Origin of the sequence: Arthrobacter sp. 2MCAF15 (genome assembly GCF_052115605.1) — a bacterium.
In the GTDB taxonomy this organism is placed as follows: Bacteria; Actinomycetota; Actinomycetes; order Actinomycetales; family Micrococcaceae; genus Arthrobacter.
The window spans coordinates 31076-47305 of sequence record NZ_JBFRGZ010000030.1 but is presented as its reverse complement, the minus strand read 5'-3'; the positions used below and the strand labels follow the sequence as shown (position 1 = coordinate 47305).

The window sequence follows — 16230 nt, the reverse complement described above, 5'->3', positions numbered from 1 at the left end:
TGTATCAATCATCGGCACCACGGGACATGGACCGTCTGATTTTTGGCGAGGAAGCCCCGGGGACAATCCGTGGCTGGGTGGCGGCTGGAACATCAACGTTCCGGCGCCGGGGTGATACGAACGGCTGCCGGCGGGCGGCGGCCTGGTTCTTCTCTGACGTCTTCGGCAGGGAACTTGTCCGGAACGGGCCTTCGTGGCCTCTTCATCAAGCATACCAAGTCGTTAGACGTCTAACAAGAGAAAGTCTTCACGAGTTTACCGGGATTGGTTCTGCCCGGAGTGGTGGTGTTTATGGTGACGTCAGCGGCGTCGGCGAAGCCAGTGAATCAGCGACGTCACCGGGAGCTGGCCGGCGGGACCGCGGGATGCCGGGCTTGAACATTAGGGGCCCGGCACCGCGGTGGTTACAAGCGGACGCCGGCCGCCGCGTGAGCGGCAGGCGTGGCATTCCTCATGACGGCATCGGCAGAGAAATCGTTGGGTAGAGAGGTCGCTTCCCGCTGGAGACGCACAAATTCCTGATAGTGCTCCAGYTCGTCGTCGACCTCTTGTGCAGTCCAACCCATGGCCGGGGCCACGGCGCGGGCGACCTCGGACGCGGCCTCTTCGCCGAAGTCCTTGGATTCGATGGAAATGTGCAAGCGGCGCTCAAGGATGTCCTCCAGGTGAAGGGCGCCCTCGTGCGTGACCGCGTATAGCGCTTCTGCCAGGAGGGCGCCGCCACCGCCGCAAATCTCCAGCCCGAGCACAGGGTTCTCAGCCACAGGCTTCAAGACCTCTGTCGCCATGTTTCCGTAGCGACCGACCAAGCGTGCTGCGTGACTGGGTGGCATCCCGAGGGTTTCGAGCATGTAGGCGCAGACGCGTTCAACATCGGCGGCAACGAATTTCTCGGCGCCGAGAAGGGGCAGGTCCAGCGTTTGCGACGGGCGGGCAGTACTCCGCCCCTTAGTCGCCGCGTCCACAGCGTCTTTTGCCATGACCCTGTAGGTGGTGAGTTTGCCGCCGGCGATGACCGCGATGCCCTCGCGGGGCACGTCAACCACGTGTTCCCTGCTTAACTGCGCCGTGGAGCCTGCCGCGCCTTTCACCAGCGGGCGGAGTCCGGCGTAGACGCCGAGAATATCCTCGTGGACGATCGGGACTTCGAGCACCTTGTTGACATGATCGAGCAGGTACTGGACGTCGGCGGAGGTGGCGGAGGGGTTCGTCTTTCCCAGGTCCCAAGGCGTGTCGGTAGTGCCGATGATCCAGTAGTTCCCCCAGGGGATGACGAAAAGGACGCTGGCCCCTGCCCGCAGGATCAATCCCATCGGTGACGGGAAACGATCACGGTCAACGAGGATATGAACGCCCTTGGACATGGTCACTTCCACTGCAGAGTCGATGCCGATCATGGTTTGCGATTCGGCAGTCCACACACCCGTGGCATTGATGATGGAGCGTGCCTGCACCTCGAACCGCTCGCCTGTCTCTTCATCCGAGACGAGCACCGTATGGTTTGCGCTGCCGGTGCCGGGCAAGATCTCCACGGCGCCGGCGCGATTCATGGCATGGACGCCCCGTGACACCGCAGTGCGAACGATGGTTGTGACCAGCCTGGCGTCATCGACCTGGGCATCAAAGTAGCTGATTCCTCCGCGGCAAGCAGCGCGGTTCAGGCCCGGCAGTTCAGCCCGGACACGCTTGCGGCTGAGGTGACGATGCAATCCAACGCCCGGGTGCCGGCCGCCTGCATAGCTGAACAGGTCATACAGGGCCATCCCGGCACCCACGTACAGCCGCTCAATCAACGGGGTGGTGACGGGATAGAGAAACGAGACAGGCTTTACCAGGTGGGGTGCGATTCTTCGCAAGAGAAGCCCGCGCTCCACAAGGGCTTCCTTCACCAGCTTGAAGTTGAGCTGCTCAAGGTAGCGAATTCCCCCGTGAACCAACTTGGAGGACCGGCTGGAGGTCCCGCTGGCCCAGTCGCTCTTCTCGATAATGCCGACCGTGAGTCCTCTCGATGCCGCATCCAGTGCCGCACCCGCGCCGACAACGCCGCCGCCAATAACAAGCACGTCAAGCACCTGTGACTTCATCGCAGCGCGGGCTGATTCGCGTTGCGCAATGTTGAGTCGCCCGGTTCCGGGGGGAGTGGCGGACTTGCTCATTCTGGCCTCCAAGGGTCTGCCTGCCTTCGCAGGCAGGTTTCAATAGGGATTATCCGTTAGACGTCTGACGAATAAAAATTCTTGTTGTTTTGCGAGGTATTGGTTGTGCTCATGTAAGGTCATCAGGCCGGCCGGTGGACCGCGTGGTCCTTGCCGGCGGCTGCCGGGGCGCGCCGCGTTCCCGGGACGCCGGGTAGTGCACCGGAAACGCGGCGGGTGGTGCCGGGGGTTAGAGGCCGGCGCCGATCCGTTCTGCCTCGGACAGTGCAGCCAGGACATCGGTCTTGGTCCAGGAGCCTGTCAGGTAGGCGAGATCGGCGATGTTGAAGCGGTTGCGCATGAGGTGGCAGTTCGTGAGGGCCCAGATAACGTCGTCCTCTTTGCTGGGGTTTTCGAGCTCGGAGAACCGGGTGGGCGCGCCGGCGGCGCGCAGCGCCGCGACAATGTCTTCCGGGGCCCCCAGCAGGCCCGAAAGCACCTCAGCGTGGGCAGGCCAGGATCCGGCCGCTTCGCGGATTTTCGCTCCGGCGTCGACCCAGCGAAGGTGCTCAAGCTTTTTGGAATAGTCGGACCAGCACTCGTTGCTCGTGGCGCCGGCCTCATCCATCCAGTCAAAGGCCTCCCGCACCGTGCGCTCCGCGTCCGCTGCTTCGGGGAGCCGGAGGGTATCGATGTTTCCGGCACAGAGCCGCTCGTTCATCTTTCGCCACAGAATGGCGACAACGACGGTCGCTACGCCCACCTGGGCGCCGTGGTGGGCGGTGTCCTTGCCCCGGGCGGCGTTGGCCATGTCCAGCATGTGGCTCACGACGTGTTCCATCCCGGAGGAGGGGGAGGTCTGTCCCGCGACGCCCATCGAGATGCCGGAGAGGGTCACGAACTTGGCCAAGGTGGCCAGGGAATCGGGATCGGAGGCCCCCACGCCTTCGGCCAGGCCCAGGAGTTCGGCGCCGTGGCGGCGGGTCATCGTCGCGGCCTCGGCTGAGAAGCCCCGGTCCATCCCGACTAGGGAGGACAGATACCAGTCCGCGGGGGCGGTGAACATGGAGATCATGTCGCCGAGGCCGGAGCGGTTCAGCAGGGCCGGGGCGCCCTCGAGGACGTTGCTGTCCACTACCAGGGCGCTGGGCCAGCCGGAGTGGGCGGTGCGCTTCACGCCGTTGATGAGCAGCACGGACTGGTCGTCGGCGAAGCCGTTGACAGAGGCGGCGCTTTGTACGACGACGTGGGGCCGGTTCCCGGCGGCGACCTTGCCAATGTCGCATAGTGTGCCCGAGCCGATAGTGACGACAACGTCGGCGTCCTCGCAGCCGGCAGTCGCGGCGCTGACCGTCGCTTCGTCGGCGTGGACGTGGCCGGGGAGGACCACTTTGGTCACTGTGCCGAGGGTTTCCAGGAGACCGGTGACGGCGGGCTTGAGGAACGTGCCGGAGCCGGTGGTGTACTCGTCCTCGTCGGTGAGCAGCGCGATGTTGTTGTGGGCCGGCAGGGCGGCGACGATGTCCCGGACGGAGTCCAGCACGTCGGGGCCGATGACGACCTGGTCGAGGCCGACCAGCGGGTGGGTGAGGTAGTGGTCCAGGTCAGACGAGAGCGTCATAGCATGATTCCTTCTGGGGGATTGATTCAACTGCGTCGAAAAGGGAGCGGTATTCCTGGTAGGCCGATTCAAGGGCCTCGGCGTGGGCTGGTTCGGGATCGATGGTGGCCGGATCAAGCTCCACCACCGAGTCGACTGCTGATTCGAGGCTGGGGAAGGTCCCTGCGGCAACGGCGGCGAGTAGTGCCCCACCCGTTGCGCTGGTCTCTTCGGTCAGCACCTTGGCGATCGGCGTGCCGCAGAGGGTCGCCTTCGCCGAAAGCCACAGCGCGCTGCGGGCTCCGCCGCCGACGACCCGGACCGACTGGGCCAGGCCCATGGCGTCGATTCGGTCGTAGATGTCCCGGAACGCGAAACAGTTCGCTTCGATGATCGCGCGGGCCATGTCGGCGGAGTCATGGTTCATGGACAGCCCGGAGAACGTCCCGCGCAGCCCGTCGTTCCACCGTGGCGCCATCGATCCGGTCAATGCCGGGATGAAGCGGACCCCGCGGGCCCCCGGCTCCGACTGGGCGGCGCGATCGAAGAACTCCTGCTGGCTGATGCCCAACACTTTTTTGGCAAACCACAACGTGTTGCCGCCGGAGACGAAGCCGGGATTCTCGATCAGGTAGGTGCCGTCGACCGCGTGGGCATGCGTTTCGACGAGTTTTGTCTCGTCGAAGACCGGGAAGTTGCTCGAGACGCCGACCGGCTCGGCCGTGCCCAGGATGTCGACGACCACCCCGGGGCGGACACCCCCCGCGCCCAGGCATGCGGCGTGGTCATCGCCTGTGCTGACGACGACTGCGCAGTTTGTGGTCAGGCCGAGCGCTTCGGCGGCTTCTGCGGTCAGCGTGCCGGCCACGTCGGTGGCCCGGCCGATCTCGGGGAGCTTTGCCCGGTCGAGTCCGGCCGCGTCGATGAGTTCATCGCTCCAGTCGCGGGCCACGACGTCGTAGAGCAGCGACGAGGAGGAGTTGGCGTGGTCCTGAATGGACCGGCCGGTCATCCACGCGACCGCGTAGCCTCCCACCGAGGGCAGCGACGCCGCCTGGGCGTAAACCTCCGGCTCGTTGTCGGCCAGCCACATGAGCTTGGGCCCGGTATGCGAGGCGTCCAGGTTCAGCCCGGTCCGGGCGAACAGCCGGTCCGGATCGATCGCGCGGCCGAGCCGGGCCACCTGCTCGGTCGCGCGCCGGTCAAGCCAGATGATTGCCGGCCGCAGAGGGCGCATGTTCCCGTCAATGGGAACCACGCCGTCCACCTGACTCGAGAGCCCAATGTGTGCCACGTCGGCCGGCTTGACGCCCGTCTGGGCCAGCACCGCGCGGACACTTGAGGCGATGCCGTTCCGGTAATGCGCCGGGTCCTGTTCAGCCCAGCCACTGTGCGGATGCGCCATTGCGTAGCCAGTGTTTGCTGTTGCGACGATGTCGCCCTCCGGCGACATGAGCACCGCCTTGGCGCTTTGCGACCCGAGATCACATCCGATTACATATCCCATGAAATACTCCTTTGTATCCCAGCGGCCTTCCCCCGAAGCCATCTCATCTGCGCTAGTCGTCAGACGTCTAATAACTAGAGTAGAGGTGTGTTCTGTAATCCGTCAACTCATCGAGCCGACCGCCCGGATCGGGCCTCTCGGCAGCAGGCCGCCTCGGCCGTCGGCGCCCAACCACCAGCCGCATTAGAGAGACTTAAGTCCCTGCCGGTACGCTCCGGATTCCGAACGTTTCCGCGAGGCAACATCTGCCTCAACGCCGTGAGGTAATCCGCTCATCGGCAGAGGACCAAGCCGGGGGAGCGGATCAGCCGGAGTACGGCGCCAGGCGCAGATCCATGTGGAGACCGGCCGTCGGGTTGAAAGGCAAACGTCACGGCCTCAACGTTGGGAATCCAGCCCAATAAGCAGTGCGCCGAGCAGCCTCACACCGAAGCCGGTTGCTCCGGCCGGAGTGACTCCGTAGCCGGCTGAAGCCCAGGCCGGTCCGGCAATATCCAGATGCGCCCACGGGATCCCTTCGGGAACGAAGGCCTTGAGGAACGTTCCTGCCGTCAGGGTCCTGGCCTTGGAACTTCCGGGAAAGTTGCTGTAGTCCGCTACCGCAGAACGGAGCTGATCCTCAAGATATGCAGGCAGGGGCATCGGCCACACTGCTTCGCCGGTTTCGGCGGCCGCGTGGACAATCGCTTCCTGCAGATCATGGTCGTTGGAAAGGAGGGCTGCCGTGCGATCGCCCAGGGCATGCACGGCGGCATAGGTCAGCGTGGCAAGATCCACTCATGAAGCACCTGCTCTCGACCCTCAACTGACTTCCCCCGAACTTGCCACTCCGCTTGAAAGGAACACACATTGTCGACCGACAACAACCTGACTTTGACCGTCAAGAATGCCTTGATCTTCGACGGATCCTCCGCGAAACTTGCAGCCGGATCCGTACTGTTCAGGGACGGGAATATCGAGGCAGTCGGGGACGTGAGCCCGCAGGGCAACATCATCGATGCCGGCGGAAAAGTGCTGGTGCCGGGCCTCATTGACGCACATTTCCACGCCTACGCAGTGGGCCTGGGCGGTCTGGAGGTCGAACGAAGTGCCCTGAGCTATGCCGCCATTGTCGGGGCCCAGCGGCTGGGTGCCGCACTGCACCGCGGATTCACCACAGTCCGGGACGTTGCCGGCGGCGACATCGGCCTGGACCGCGCCATCAGAAGCGGCCTGTTCGCCTCACCAAGGTACTACTTCACCGGCCCGGCCCTGAGCCAGACAGGCGGCCATGGGGACCCCCGCTCGGCGGACGTGGACATCTGCTTCAGCCACGGCCACATGTGTGCGGTCGTGGACGGGGTGGACAATCTCCGCAGGGCGGTCCGTGACCGGTTCCGCACCGGCAGCCACGCCATCAAGATCATGACGTCGGGCGGGGTGGTTTCGCTGACCGACCCCATCCGGCTTCCCCAGTACTCGGCAGAAGAAATCCGTGCCGTGGTGGACGAGGCTTCGCGGAGGGGGAGCTACGTTGCCGCCCACGCCTATTCTCCGGAGGCCATCAAGCACTCCATTGAGAACGGCGTTCGGTCAATTGAACACGGAAACCTCCTGGACAGGCAGACGGCGGCACTCATGGCCGAACTCGGCAGCTTCCTGGTTCCCACGCTGGCTGCCTACGATGCCATGGACCGCAGGGGTGAGGCGCTGGGGCTGAATCCCATCTCCCAGCGAAAGAACGCCGAGGTGCTCGAGTCCGGCAAGGCGGCGATCAGCCTGGCACTGGATGCCGGTGTCAAGGTGGGCTTCGGTTCTGATCTGATGGGCGAACTGGAGGACGACCAGCTGACCGGTGTGCGGCTGCAGATCGAGGCCGCCGGCGTCCTGGAGACGCTGCGTTCGATGACTGCGGTGAACGCCGAGATCCTCCAGAACCCTGACCTTGGCCGGATCGCCCCCGGTGCTGCGGGGGACGCCCTGATCCTGGACGGCAACCCGTTCGATGACCCGGCCGTTTTATGGGACGGGCAGCGTCCGCGGACGGTCATCCAGCACGGGCGCATCGTTTCCGACGCAGGAAAGCAATGACCCTGCCCTTCCTGGACGCGGCGTCGCTCTCAGGGTTGCTGACCCCGGCAGCTGCCGTGGCGGCCCTTGAAGCGGAACTGCTGGACGGACTGGATCCGGAAAAGGACGCGCCCCGGCTGTTCAGTCCGCTCGGTGCCGGCGAATTCCTGCTGATGCCGGCGGAATCCAGCCGCTATGCCGGAATCAAGGTGCTCACCGTCGCCCCGGGCAACCCCGCACGGGGTGAGCCAAAGATCCAAGGCAGCTATCTGTTGTTTGATGCCCGGAGTCTAGCGCCGGTGGCGGTCTTGGACGGTGCTGAGCTGACGTTGATCCGGACGTCGTCCGTCACAGCCATGGCCATCAAGAACATGCTGGCAGCAGATCCCCGGCGGACTGCCGGTACGGCTTCGATCGGCCGCCTGGCCGTGGTCGGAACGTCCTTGCAGGCGGATCGGCACATCAGGGCAATCACGGAAATCTGCGACGTCGCCGAGGTGGTTGTGATCGGCCGCCGCGATGAGGCCGCAGCTCAGCTGGCCGCCAAATGGGGCCGCCGCGGCAGGACCGCCCGCGCCGGCAGCCACGCGGACATTCCGGGCGCGGACGTCATCGTGTGCGCCACCTCGTCCTCGACCCCGGTCCTGGACAGTGCTGCGGTGGCCGATGGCGCCGTAGTTGCCGCCATCGGGTCGCACGGTCTCCACGCCCGGGAAATCGACCCTGCCCTGGCGCGTCGTGCCGACGTGGTGGTTGAGGGCAGGGCGTCGGCCATGCAGGAATCAGGCAACCTGATTCCGGCTAGATCCGTTGAGGAATGGAATGAGCTGCCGTTGATCAACCTGGCGGAGCTGATTGCGGGCCGCTTCACACGGCCCGACGCGCCCGCCCTCTATACAGCCGTGGGGATGTCCTGGGAGGACATTGTGGTGGCGTCCCGGGCGTTCGAGCTCGCCTCCGGAACACTCAATGAGCATCCCGGAGCTGGGTGAAGCGGGCCTCCCTCCCAGACTGGCGCGGCCAGCGGCCGCACACCCTTGGGTGCGCGGCCGCCGTCCGGGGTTCGTTACCGCGGGAGCCCAGTGGCTCGCTCCTTGCAATTGACGACGAATTCCTGGTCGCGGAGTGCATAGGCCGTTGCTTCGGCCGGAACCCGGCCTACCGCGCCCGGACATCAGGGCCTTGGGTGGTCATCGATCCGAACGAGGTTGCGGCCACGCAGGGTGTAGAGGTAGCCATTTTCGTCGTTGGTGATGTGGGATCCGCTGTACCAGCCGCCTTTAGTGTCTGCGAGCACGGTTGCCACCTCGAACGTCTTGGGGTCGAAGCGGAACACGTTGGTATCCGAGACGCCGTAGATCACGCTGCGGTTGGCCACCAGGGCACCGAACCCATAGGACAGGGAGCTGATGTCTGCCTGGTGCACCAGTTGGCGCTTTGGGAGGTCGATGACGAAGATGCCGCCCTTACGCGTCAGCCCGTACAGGTTCCGTCCCTGGACGGCCAATGCGGAAATGCCCGCTCCCATCCGCGGTTCGATCCGCCAGAGTTCCTTGCCGGCCACCGGATCGAAGGCCACAATGGTGCCCGGACCGTCCAGTGTGGGAAGACCGCCGCCGAGGTAGGCCACGCCGTCGCGAATGGCTACAGCGCGCAGGAGTTGAAGGTCGTCGATGGGGTTGATAAAGCACTGCTTCGCGCCTGTGGCGGGATTGTAGGTCCAGAACGATCCGCCGCCCTCGGTGTCGGCCTGAGCGGCGACCAGCACGAGTTTGTTGACCTCGTCCCAGCAGACATCCAGCGGCCGGTTCTGCGCGGCGGGAAAGCCAGCGGCCTGGTGGATCGGCTCGCCGCTGAGCGGATCGTACTTCCAGATGCCCTGCGAGCTGTACTGACCGGTGTAGAGGACACCGTCCACAATCACGGCGTCCTTGGCCTCACCCTGGGATTGCAGGTTGACCGCGCCGCCATTGGCGAGCGAGTGGCGGGCGATCACGCCGTTGCCTCCGGCATAGACAAATCCCGCACCAGCGGCCAGGCCCATGACGGCCTGGGGAGTGGCGGAGGCGCCGGCTTGCCCAAGGTCGGTGACGGCCATGCTTCCTGAGCCGGGGTCGATCTCGGCCACGAAGCCGTAGCCCGAGGTGGCCAGGACCTTGTTGTTTCGGGCGTCCACGCCCCAGATTTCGCCCAGGGACGGGCCGCTGAGCGTCAGCTGGGAGATTGAGTTCGATGCCACGGAGTACACGCACAGGCCTGATTCGTTGGCGAAGTACACCTGGTCGCCGATGCTTGTGAAGTTCTTGGCGGTCTTGCCGATCGACGTCGTCACGGAATAGGACGAGGGGTTGTCCAGCGTCATGAGGGCAACCTTCGACTGTTGGGTCGAAGCGGCGGAACTTACCAGGAGTTTGTCTCCCAGAATGGCAAGTTCCCGGATGCTGGGGTCCGCCAACATCTCTGAGGGGGTGACCAGGGTAAAGGTCTGGACGGCGCGGTTGTATGCCCAGAGGCACGCCCGGCCTGCGCTGCCGCCGCCACCGAGGGTGCTGCCGGCGCCGAAGAAGACCGTGGTATCGGTGGCTGCAACCGCCCGCGCCAGCGTGGCGCCCGTATCGGGGATCCCCAGGCTGATGACCTGGCCGCTTGCCGGGTTGTATTCCCACAAAGCCGGCTTGGTGGGACTCCCTCCGCCCACCGCGTACAGGCGGCCGTCGGGTGCCACGCTGAGGTCGCGCACGTCGCGCTCACCGATCCGGCCAATCGGCGTCGCCTTCGTGGACAGGGTGGCCAGGTCCCAGCGGTAAAGGTTGGGCTGCGCTCCACCGGAATTTTGGAGGACCCCGGCGTACAGGTAGCGGCCCGTGGAATCGGCCGCCAGGGCCTGAATGCTGTAACCCGTGTCCAGCACGGTCTCGCCGACTATCTTGCCCGTGGGCACGTGGAAGGCGACGATGCGGACGGGGTCGAGGTTGCGGGAACCGATGTAGACAATGTCGCCGACCAGAATCGAACTCATCAGCGAGAACTGGACAACCGCCGGTCCCAAATCGACTATTTCGGTGGTGCCGTGTCCGCCGCGCTGGGCGGACGGGTTCGTAGCGGCTGCCGGTCCGGACGCGGACAGGCCCAGTGCGGCGGCGAGACCGGCTGCGCCGCCTGCCTGGAGGACGGCCCGCCTGCTGATGTTGGAAATCTGCATTGAACTTCCTTTGTTCTGAAGGGGATGTGAGGCTGTTGCAAAGCTGCCGCCGTCGAACTTTTGCGCGCGGAATTGCCCGCGGGGAAGCCCACGGAGATTGCAGAGTACGACGGCGGTGCTCCAGTTATGCGGTGACGGCCAGGTCCGCCAAGCGGACGGGGAAGAGCAGCGGCTCACCGCGGGAAACCCGCTGGGCTTCGGCCACGGCGGTGGCGGCCAGCCGGTCCAGCTCAGTGCCGAGCGATCCGGCAAGATGCGGGGTCAGCAGGACGTTCGGGTTGGAGTAGAAGCCCGAGTCCGCCGGAAGGACCCAAGGAGTGGTGACGTCCAGAACGGCAAACAGCTCGTGCCGTTCCAGGCGCGCAAGGAGCGCATCCTGGTCCACCAGTTCCCCGCGGGCGGTGTTGATAAACGTGGTCCCGGTCCGGAAGCGTGCTATCAGCGCGGCGTCGATCAGGTTCTGGGTAGAGGGAAGTGACGGCGCATGCAGCGACACGACGTCGCTGCTTTCCGCGAGTTCCGTCAGGCTCACCAGCTGAACGCCGAGTACCGCGGCCTCGTCAGGGCTCAGATAGGGGTCGGCCACCACGACGTCGAGTTCGTACGGCGCGAGCAGCCGAATGACGTGCCTGCCGATTTTGGACGCGCCGATGATGCCTACCCGTTTGCCGTAGTTGCCCATCTCGGGGAACAGGCCGTCCGGGTCGATGGCTGACTTTTCGGTGTGCAGCTTCCGGGCAATTTGCAGGACTCTTTTGTTGGCCAGCAGGATCATGGCCAGGGCGTATTCCGCCACCGGGATGGCGTTGGCGTCTGCGGCGGTGCTGACCTGGAGGCCCCGGGCCCAGCACTCGTCTCCCACGTGGTTCTTGACGGTCCCGCCGGCGTGCAGGATATGGCGCAGCCGCGGAGCGGCATCCAGGACGGCGGAATTCACGGTGGGGCAGCCCCATCCCGTAATGAGGATGTCGGTTTCGGCGAGGAGCCCCAGCGACTGGGGTGACACGAAGTCTTCCATGGGCTTCGGGCTCAGGAGCCGCAGGCCAGGGTTTAGGGAATCCAAGCGCCGGGTGGGGAACATCCGGGCGGCGACGTCGGCCCTCATGGCAAGCGCTACGTTTAGCTTTTCCGGGTGAAGGCTCATTTGACGGCTCCCGCTGTCAGTCCGGACTTCCAGAAGCGCTGCAGCATGATGAACGCCAGCAGGAGCGGAATCACGGAGAGCAGCGAACCCGTGATCACCATGGGGACGAACTCGGGCTGGGGCACCGCGTAGCCCTGCCAGATGGAGATGCCCACGCTGAGCGGCAGCAGTTGCTGGTCCTGGAGCATCACCAGGGGAAGCATGAAGTTGTTCCACACCCCGACGAACTGGAACAGGGCAATAGTGATGTAGCCCGGCATCATCATGGGCAGGCCCAGGGAGAAGAAGGACCGGATGGGTCCGGCGCCGTCCACGCGCGCTGCCTCCAGCGTCTCCATCGGGACATAGGAGGAGGCATAGACACGGGCCAGGTACACGCCGAAGGGGTTGCACAGGACAGGGATCAGGACGGCCCAGATGGTGTTGGTCATGCCCACCACCGATGCCAGCAGGTACATCGGCAGCACCGTTGCCGTGTTGGGAATCAGGACCCCAACCAGCACGAATCCGAACAGTGAGTCCTTTCCACGGAACTGGAACTTGTCAAAGGCATAGCCGGCCATGACGGAAATGAGGCTGCCGACGACGGCACCGACTCCCGCATACAGGATGGAGTTGCCCATCCAACGGAAGAACATTCCTCCGTCCTGGGCTGCCACTGCTGCGATGTTTTCGAAGAGGGCAAAGTTGCCAAAGGAATAGGCGCTGGTGCCGTAGAGGTCTGCGGCGTTCTTGGTGGACGCAAAGAGCAGCCACAGGACCGGGACCACCATGTACAGGGAGCCCAGGACCAGGAGTCCGTTGACGGTGAGTTTGCTGGCGAAACCGCCCTGGCGTGCCGTGTACTTGGGGCGCGGCGCTGGCTTCTTAGCGATGGGCTGGGGTGCCTTTTCCCGGGATTGGGGCAGGGTATTGGTGCTCATGATTTGTTCATCCTGGAGCTAAAACGGGTGACAACCAGGGACAGGACTGCTGCCATCCCGGCAATGATGATCGAGGCGGCGGCAGCCTGGTTGAGGTTGTGTCTGATGAAGGCGGCGTCAAAGGCCCACATGTTCGGTACCCAGGTACTGGTGATGGACGGGGTGGCCTTGGCGATGATGGAGGGCTCCGTGAAAAGCTGCAGGGTTCCAATGATGGTGAACAGCATGATCACGCTCAGCGCCGGCAGGATGAGCGGGAACTTGATGCTCAGCGCCGCCCGGATTTCGCCTGCACCGTCCACCCGTGCCGCTTCCAGGATTTCCCGGGGAACGGCCTGAAGGGCGGTGAACAGGATGATGACGTTGTAGCCGGTCCATTCCCAGACACCGATATTGACGATTGCCGGAAGGACCATGTGTGCATCCAGGAAGTTGATCTGGATGCCGCCGCCCTGGAGTGCCTGTACCAGGGGGCTGATGCCCGGGGTGTAGAGGTAGGCCCAGATCAGGGCCGCTATGACGCCGGGCACGGCGTGCGGAAGGAAGACGAGCAGCTGGAACAGCTTGCGGGCCCGGGCGACCGTTGCGTCGAGGAGGAGCGCAAAGATGACCGCGCCGCCCACCATGCAGGGAATGTAGATCAGGCAGTACAAGCCGAGCCGGGCGATGCCGCTGACGAATGATTCCGACTGCAGGACCTGCAGGTAGTTCTCGAGTCCAACAAACGCCGTCTTGGCTTCACCGAATCCGAGGCCCGATTTCTGCTGTGCATAGAAGCTCAGCGCAATCGCGTAGATGACCGGTGCCACCATGGCGATGGCAAAGACACTGAAGAACGGGACCAGGAAGAGCGCTGCGGTCCTGCCGCCGGTTCCTGAGGCTGCACTGCGCTTGCGGCGCGGAACAGTGGTGAGGGCCTGAGAGGCCATGAAGATCTCCTAACTGACTGGGCTGCCTCCGTAGAGGCAGCCCAGGGGCTGTAACTACTCTTTGACGGAAAGACCGTTCTGCTTGAGTCCGGCCACCGTTGCCGTCTGTGCCGTGTTTACCGCCTCCAGGACGGTGCCTCCGGTGCCGAGATTGCCGTAGGCATCTTTGAGGGCCGTGTTGGTGAGGTCCCAGCTCGGGCCCCACTGCCAGCCCGGGCTGACTGTTGCGTACGCCTTGTCGAAGACGGCGTAGATGTCGTTGCCGAAGTAGCTGGAGTCGTAGGCCTGCTGTGCCACGGGAGTCAGGCCTGGGAAGGCCAGGAAGGCCGAGCCGGTATTCCCGCGCGCCTTGATGGCTTCTTGGTTTGTGGTGAGGAACTCGATGAACTTGGCAGCGGCTGCCGGGTTCTTGCTGCCCTTGGTGACGTTGAAGCTGGATCCACCGTAGAAGGCGCCGGCAGGTGTGCCCCAGTTCGGCATTTCGGCGGCGATCCACTGTCCCTTCTGTCCGCTCGCTTCGGTCCGCTTCTGGATGCCCGTGGCGCTCCAGTTCGCGCCGATGACGCCAACCACGGTGCCGTTCGCCAGGTCGAGGCTCCACTCATCGCTATAGGCCTGCGTCACCTTGACGAGCTTGCTATCGATCAGCTTCTGCCAGTAGCCGGCCACTTTCTTGGTGGCGTCATCGTTCACGCCGACCTRCCAGCTGTCGCCGGAGGTGCCGAACCATTTGGCCCCTGCTTGCCAGGCTAGTCCGGCGGTGGCGGCTACTTGATTGGGGTTGAAGCTGGCCAAGTAGGCGTCAGGTGCCACCGACTTGAGCTTCCGGGCCGCCTCTTCGAATTCCTGCCAGGTCTTGGGGACCCCGACGCCGGCCTTGGCCAGCATGTCCTGGYGGTAGTACATGACCATGGGAGCCGCGTCATACGGCAGACCATAGGTCTTGTCGCCGAACTGCACCATGCCCCGGATTTCGCCGCCAAGCTTGTCAACGGTGGCGGATTTGTCGATCAGTCCATCCAGCGGCTGCACTTGGCCGTTGCTGACGAACTGCGGCAGCTGCGGGTACTCGATGGTTGCTACGTCGGGGCCGTTTCCGGCGGTGATGGCTGTGGACAGCTTGGCGTAGCCGCCGCTGTCGGCGTTGGGGACAGTTTCGAAGGTGACCTTGATTTTGCTTTGGCTCGCGTTGAACGCGGCTGCCACTTTGTCCATGCCTGCCAGTGCCGACCAGAAGGTAATGGTGCCCGAGGGATCCTCGGTGGGGGTAGGTGCTGCGGACGGGCTGGGGCCCGTTCCGCAGGCTGCCAGCAGCAATGCGCTGCTGGCCAGGCTTGCTGCCCCGATGAGCAGTTTGCGACGCTTCATTGTTCTCCCTTGAATTCCACGATGCGAAGGTGGGATGTGGTGACTGCCACTTGGTGTACGTCAATGAAACACGCAGATTTAAACAACAACAACAAAGTGAACAGAACTGAACATTCGGGGTCGGTGGCAGCCCGGCGGCTAGTTGATGGTCGAGTCCCGGACAACAAGAGTGGGCGACAGGCTGACCCTCTGCAGCGCCGAGGAAGTGCCGCGGCGGGAACCGATGCGGTTCAAGCACATTTGCAACGCCTGGTACCCGACGTCGAACTTCGGCGGAGCCACGGCACTCAGGGACACTGACCCCAGGGACGCGATCTCGTCGTCGTACGCCACCAGCGCAAGGTGCCCCGGGATGCGGAGGTTCCGCGCCTGGCACGAGTCGGCAAACATGAGGGCGTCGTCGTCGTTGTGGACGATCACGGCCGTCACGCCGGCGTCGGGGACCCAATCCAAGATGCCGTCGATTTGCCGCCGGAGGACCTCGGGGTCGCTCGGGACCGGGCTGATGGCGCGCACCATGCCTGCATCGTAGTCAAGGCCGGCTTTCTGCAGGGCGAGACGGTAGCCCTCGCCCAGGGGAGTTGTCGTAGGGCTGGCCTCACGTGCACACAGGGCGATTCTCTTATGGCCCAGCGCCAGCAGGTGGTTGACGGCAATTTCCGCACCGCGGACGTGGTCGCTGCGCACCGATTCCAGTCTGCCGGGGTCGAGAACATCATCAATGGAACGCTCGACAACAATGATGGGCACTTCGGCGGCGGCCAGCAGGTCCAGGGTGGGCGTCCCAGTCAGTGATTCCTGGCTGGGTGTGACCATGAGGCCGTCCACGCCGCTCGCGAGTAGCCGCTGAATTTGCAGGCGTTCTTCCGAGGGTGAGTAGTTCGACACGCCGAGGACCAGGCGGACACCTAGTTCCCGCGCCGCGGCCTCGGCCCCTCGGATAATGCCCGGAAAGTAGTATGCCGCTGAAGGCGCCACCATTCCGATTGTTGCCAGGGGCGGGCGAGTGGTGGTGCGGCCGCGGCGTTCGGATCCGGAGGGCGGGGCAGCCGGAACGGCCCCGCCGTGTACCCGGCTCAGTAGTCCTTCGGCTTCCAGCGCCGCCAGGTCCCTCCGGACAGTCATTCCGGAGATGCCGGCCTTAGCGGCGAATTCGGTGACGGTCAGCGAACCGCTGAGCGCTAGTTCCTTCAGGATCAGACCATGTCTCTCCGTAGACAACATGCGCGTTCCTCCTCAATAAAGTTCAGAATTGTTCAAATGATTCAAGTTGAACTAGAACGAACATACTCGGGGGAGTCAAGGCAACGTGCCTTTCGTTGCGCACTGCCGGTGGTTTCTCACCAACGTCGTAACACCGGTCGAAAGTGGTG

12 protein-coding genes are annotated in these 16230 nt (G+C 64.3%); 2 read left to right on the top strand and 10 right to left on the bottom strand.

Translation table 11 applies throughout. The annotated features are described in order from the left end of the window. Positions 1-404: 404 nt before the first annotated feature. The 4 genes from AB4089_RS21805 to AB4089_RS21790 form a co-directional block, all read right to left on the bottom strand. Positions 405-2156 (bottom strand): glycerol-3-phosphate dehydrogenase/oxidase, encoded by a 1752-nt coding sequence (locus AB4089_RS21805; protein WP_441411361.1) that lies wholly within the window; start codon positions 2154-2156, stop codon positions 405-407. A 229-nt stretch (positions 2157-2385) separates the two neighbouring features. Beyond that, a complete protein-coding gene (locus AB4089_RS21800) occupies positions 2386-3756 on the bottom strand; it encodes an iron-containing alcohol dehydrogenase (RefSeq protein WP_441411360.1) in 1371 nt (456 codons plus the stop codon). After that, the gene (locus AB4089_RS21795; protein ID WP_441411359.1) at positions 3740-5242 is read right to left on the bottom strand and encodes a xylulokinase; all 1503 of its coding nucleotides are present in this window, start codon (positions 5240-5242) and stop codon (positions 3740-3742) included. The genes AB4089_RS21800 and AB4089_RS21795 overlap by 17 nt, the downstream gene beginning before the upstream one ends. A gap of 378 nt (positions 5243-5620) precedes the next feature. Continuing rightward, a complete protein-coding gene (locus AB4089_RS21790; RefSeq protein WP_441411358.1) occupies positions 5621-6019 on the bottom strand; it encodes a hypothetical protein in 399 nt (132 codons plus the stop codon). Between the two features lie 72 nt (positions 6020-6091). Between AB4089_RS21790 and AB4089_RS21785 the strand changes: the two genes are divergently transcribed. Both AB4089_RS21785 and AB4089_RS21780 read left to right on the top strand, forming a co-directional pair. After that, positions 6092-7312 carry an amidohydrolase family protein gene (locus AB4089_RS21785; RefSeq protein WP_441411357.1) on the top strand — a complete coding sequence of 407 codons (1221 nt, stop codon included), beginning with the start codon at positions 6092-6094 and terminating at the stop codon, positions 7310-7312. Then, positions 7309-8283, top strand: coding sequence for an ornithine cyclodeaminase family protein (locus AB4089_RS21780; RefSeq protein WP_441411356.1), 975 nt, complete (start codon positions 7309-7311; stop codon positions 8281-8283). The genes AB4089_RS21785 and AB4089_RS21780 overlap by 4 nt, the downstream gene beginning before the upstream one ends. Positions 8284-8465: 182 nt before the next feature. Here the strand turns inward: AB4089_RS21780 and AB4089_RS21775 are convergent, their stop codons facing one another. The 6 genes from AB4089_RS21775 to AB4089_RS21750 all read right to left on the bottom strand — a co-directional run bounded on the left by AB4089_RS21775 (position 8466) and on the right by AB4089_RS21750 (position 16081). Further along, entirely contained in the window at positions 8466-10493 is a 2028-nt protein-coding gene (locus AB4089_RS21775; RefSeq protein ID WP_441411355.1) for an outer membrane protein assembly factor BamB family protein, read from the bottom strand. A 124-nt stretch (positions 10494-10617) separates the two neighbouring features. Further along, positions 10618-11637, bottom strand: coding sequence for a hydroxyacid dehydrogenase (locus tag AB4089_RS21770; RefSeq protein ID WP_441411354.1), 1020 nt, complete (start codon positions 11635-11637; stop codon positions 10618-10620). Beyond that, entirely contained in the window at positions 11634-12560 is a 927-nt protein-coding gene (locus AB4089_RS21765) for a carbohydrate ABC transporter permease (RefSeq protein WP_441411353.1), read from the bottom strand. The genes AB4089_RS21770 and AB4089_RS21765 overlap by 4 nt, the downstream gene beginning before the upstream one ends. Beyond that, positions 12557-13489, bottom strand: a complete 933-nt coding sequence (locus AB4089_RS21760) for a carbohydrate ABC transporter permease (RefSeq protein WP_441411352.1) — start codon at positions 13487-13489, stop codon at positions 12557-12559. Before AB4089_RS21760 ends, AB4089_RS21765 begins: the two co-directional genes overlap by 4 nt. A gap of 54 nt (positions 13490-13543) precedes the next feature. Continuing rightward, the gene (locus tag AB4089_RS21755) at positions 13544-14857 is read right to left on the bottom strand and encodes an ABC transporter substrate-binding protein (protein WP_441411351.1); all 1314 of its coding nucleotides are present in this window, start codon (positions 14855-14857) and stop codon (positions 13544-13546) included. Positions 14858-14995: 138 nt separating this feature from the next. Beyond that, positions 14996-16081 (bottom strand): substrate-binding domain-containing protein, encoded by a 1086-nt coding sequence (locus AB4089_RS21750; RefSeq protein WP_441411350.1) that lies wholly within the window; start codon positions 16079-16081, stop codon positions 14996-14998. Between the last annotated feature and the right edge of the window lie 149 nt (positions 16082-16230).

Bases quoted from the DNA above. Each gene is read 5' to 3' on its own strand.
- AB4089_RS21800 (WP_441411360.1), bottom strand. From the start codon at position 3,756: ATGACGCTCTCGTCTGACCTGGACCACTACCTCACCCACCCGCTGGTC.
- AB4089_RS21765 (WP_441411353.1), bottom strand. From the start codon at position 12,560: ATGAGCACCAATACCCTGCCCCAATCCCGGGAAAAGGCACCCCAGCCC.
- AB4089_RS21750 (WP_441411350.1), bottom strand. From the start codon at position 16,081: ATGTTGTCTACGGAGAGACATGGTCTGATCCTGAAGGAACTAGCGCTC.
- AB4089_RS21770 (WP_441411354.1), bottom strand. From the start codon at position 11,637: ATGAGCCTTCACCCGGAAAAGCTAAACGTAGCGCTTGCCATGAGGGCC.
- AB4089_RS21780 (WP_441411356.1), top strand. From the start codon at position 7,309: ATGACCCTGCCCTTCCTGGACGCGGCGTCGCTCTCAGGGTTGCTGACC.
- AB4089_RS21795 (WP_441411359.1), bottom strand. From the start codon at position 5,242: ATGGGATATGTAATCGGATGTGATCTCGGGTCGCAAAGCGCCAAGGCG.
- AB4089_RS21760 (WP_441411352.1), bottom strand. From the start codon at position 13,489: ATGGCCTCTCAGGCCCTCACCACTGTTCCGCGCCGCAAGCGCAGTGCA.
- AB4089_RS21775 (WP_441411355.1), bottom strand. From the start codon at position 10,493: ATGCAGATTTCCAACATCAGCAGGCGGGCCGTCCTCCAGGCAGGCGGC.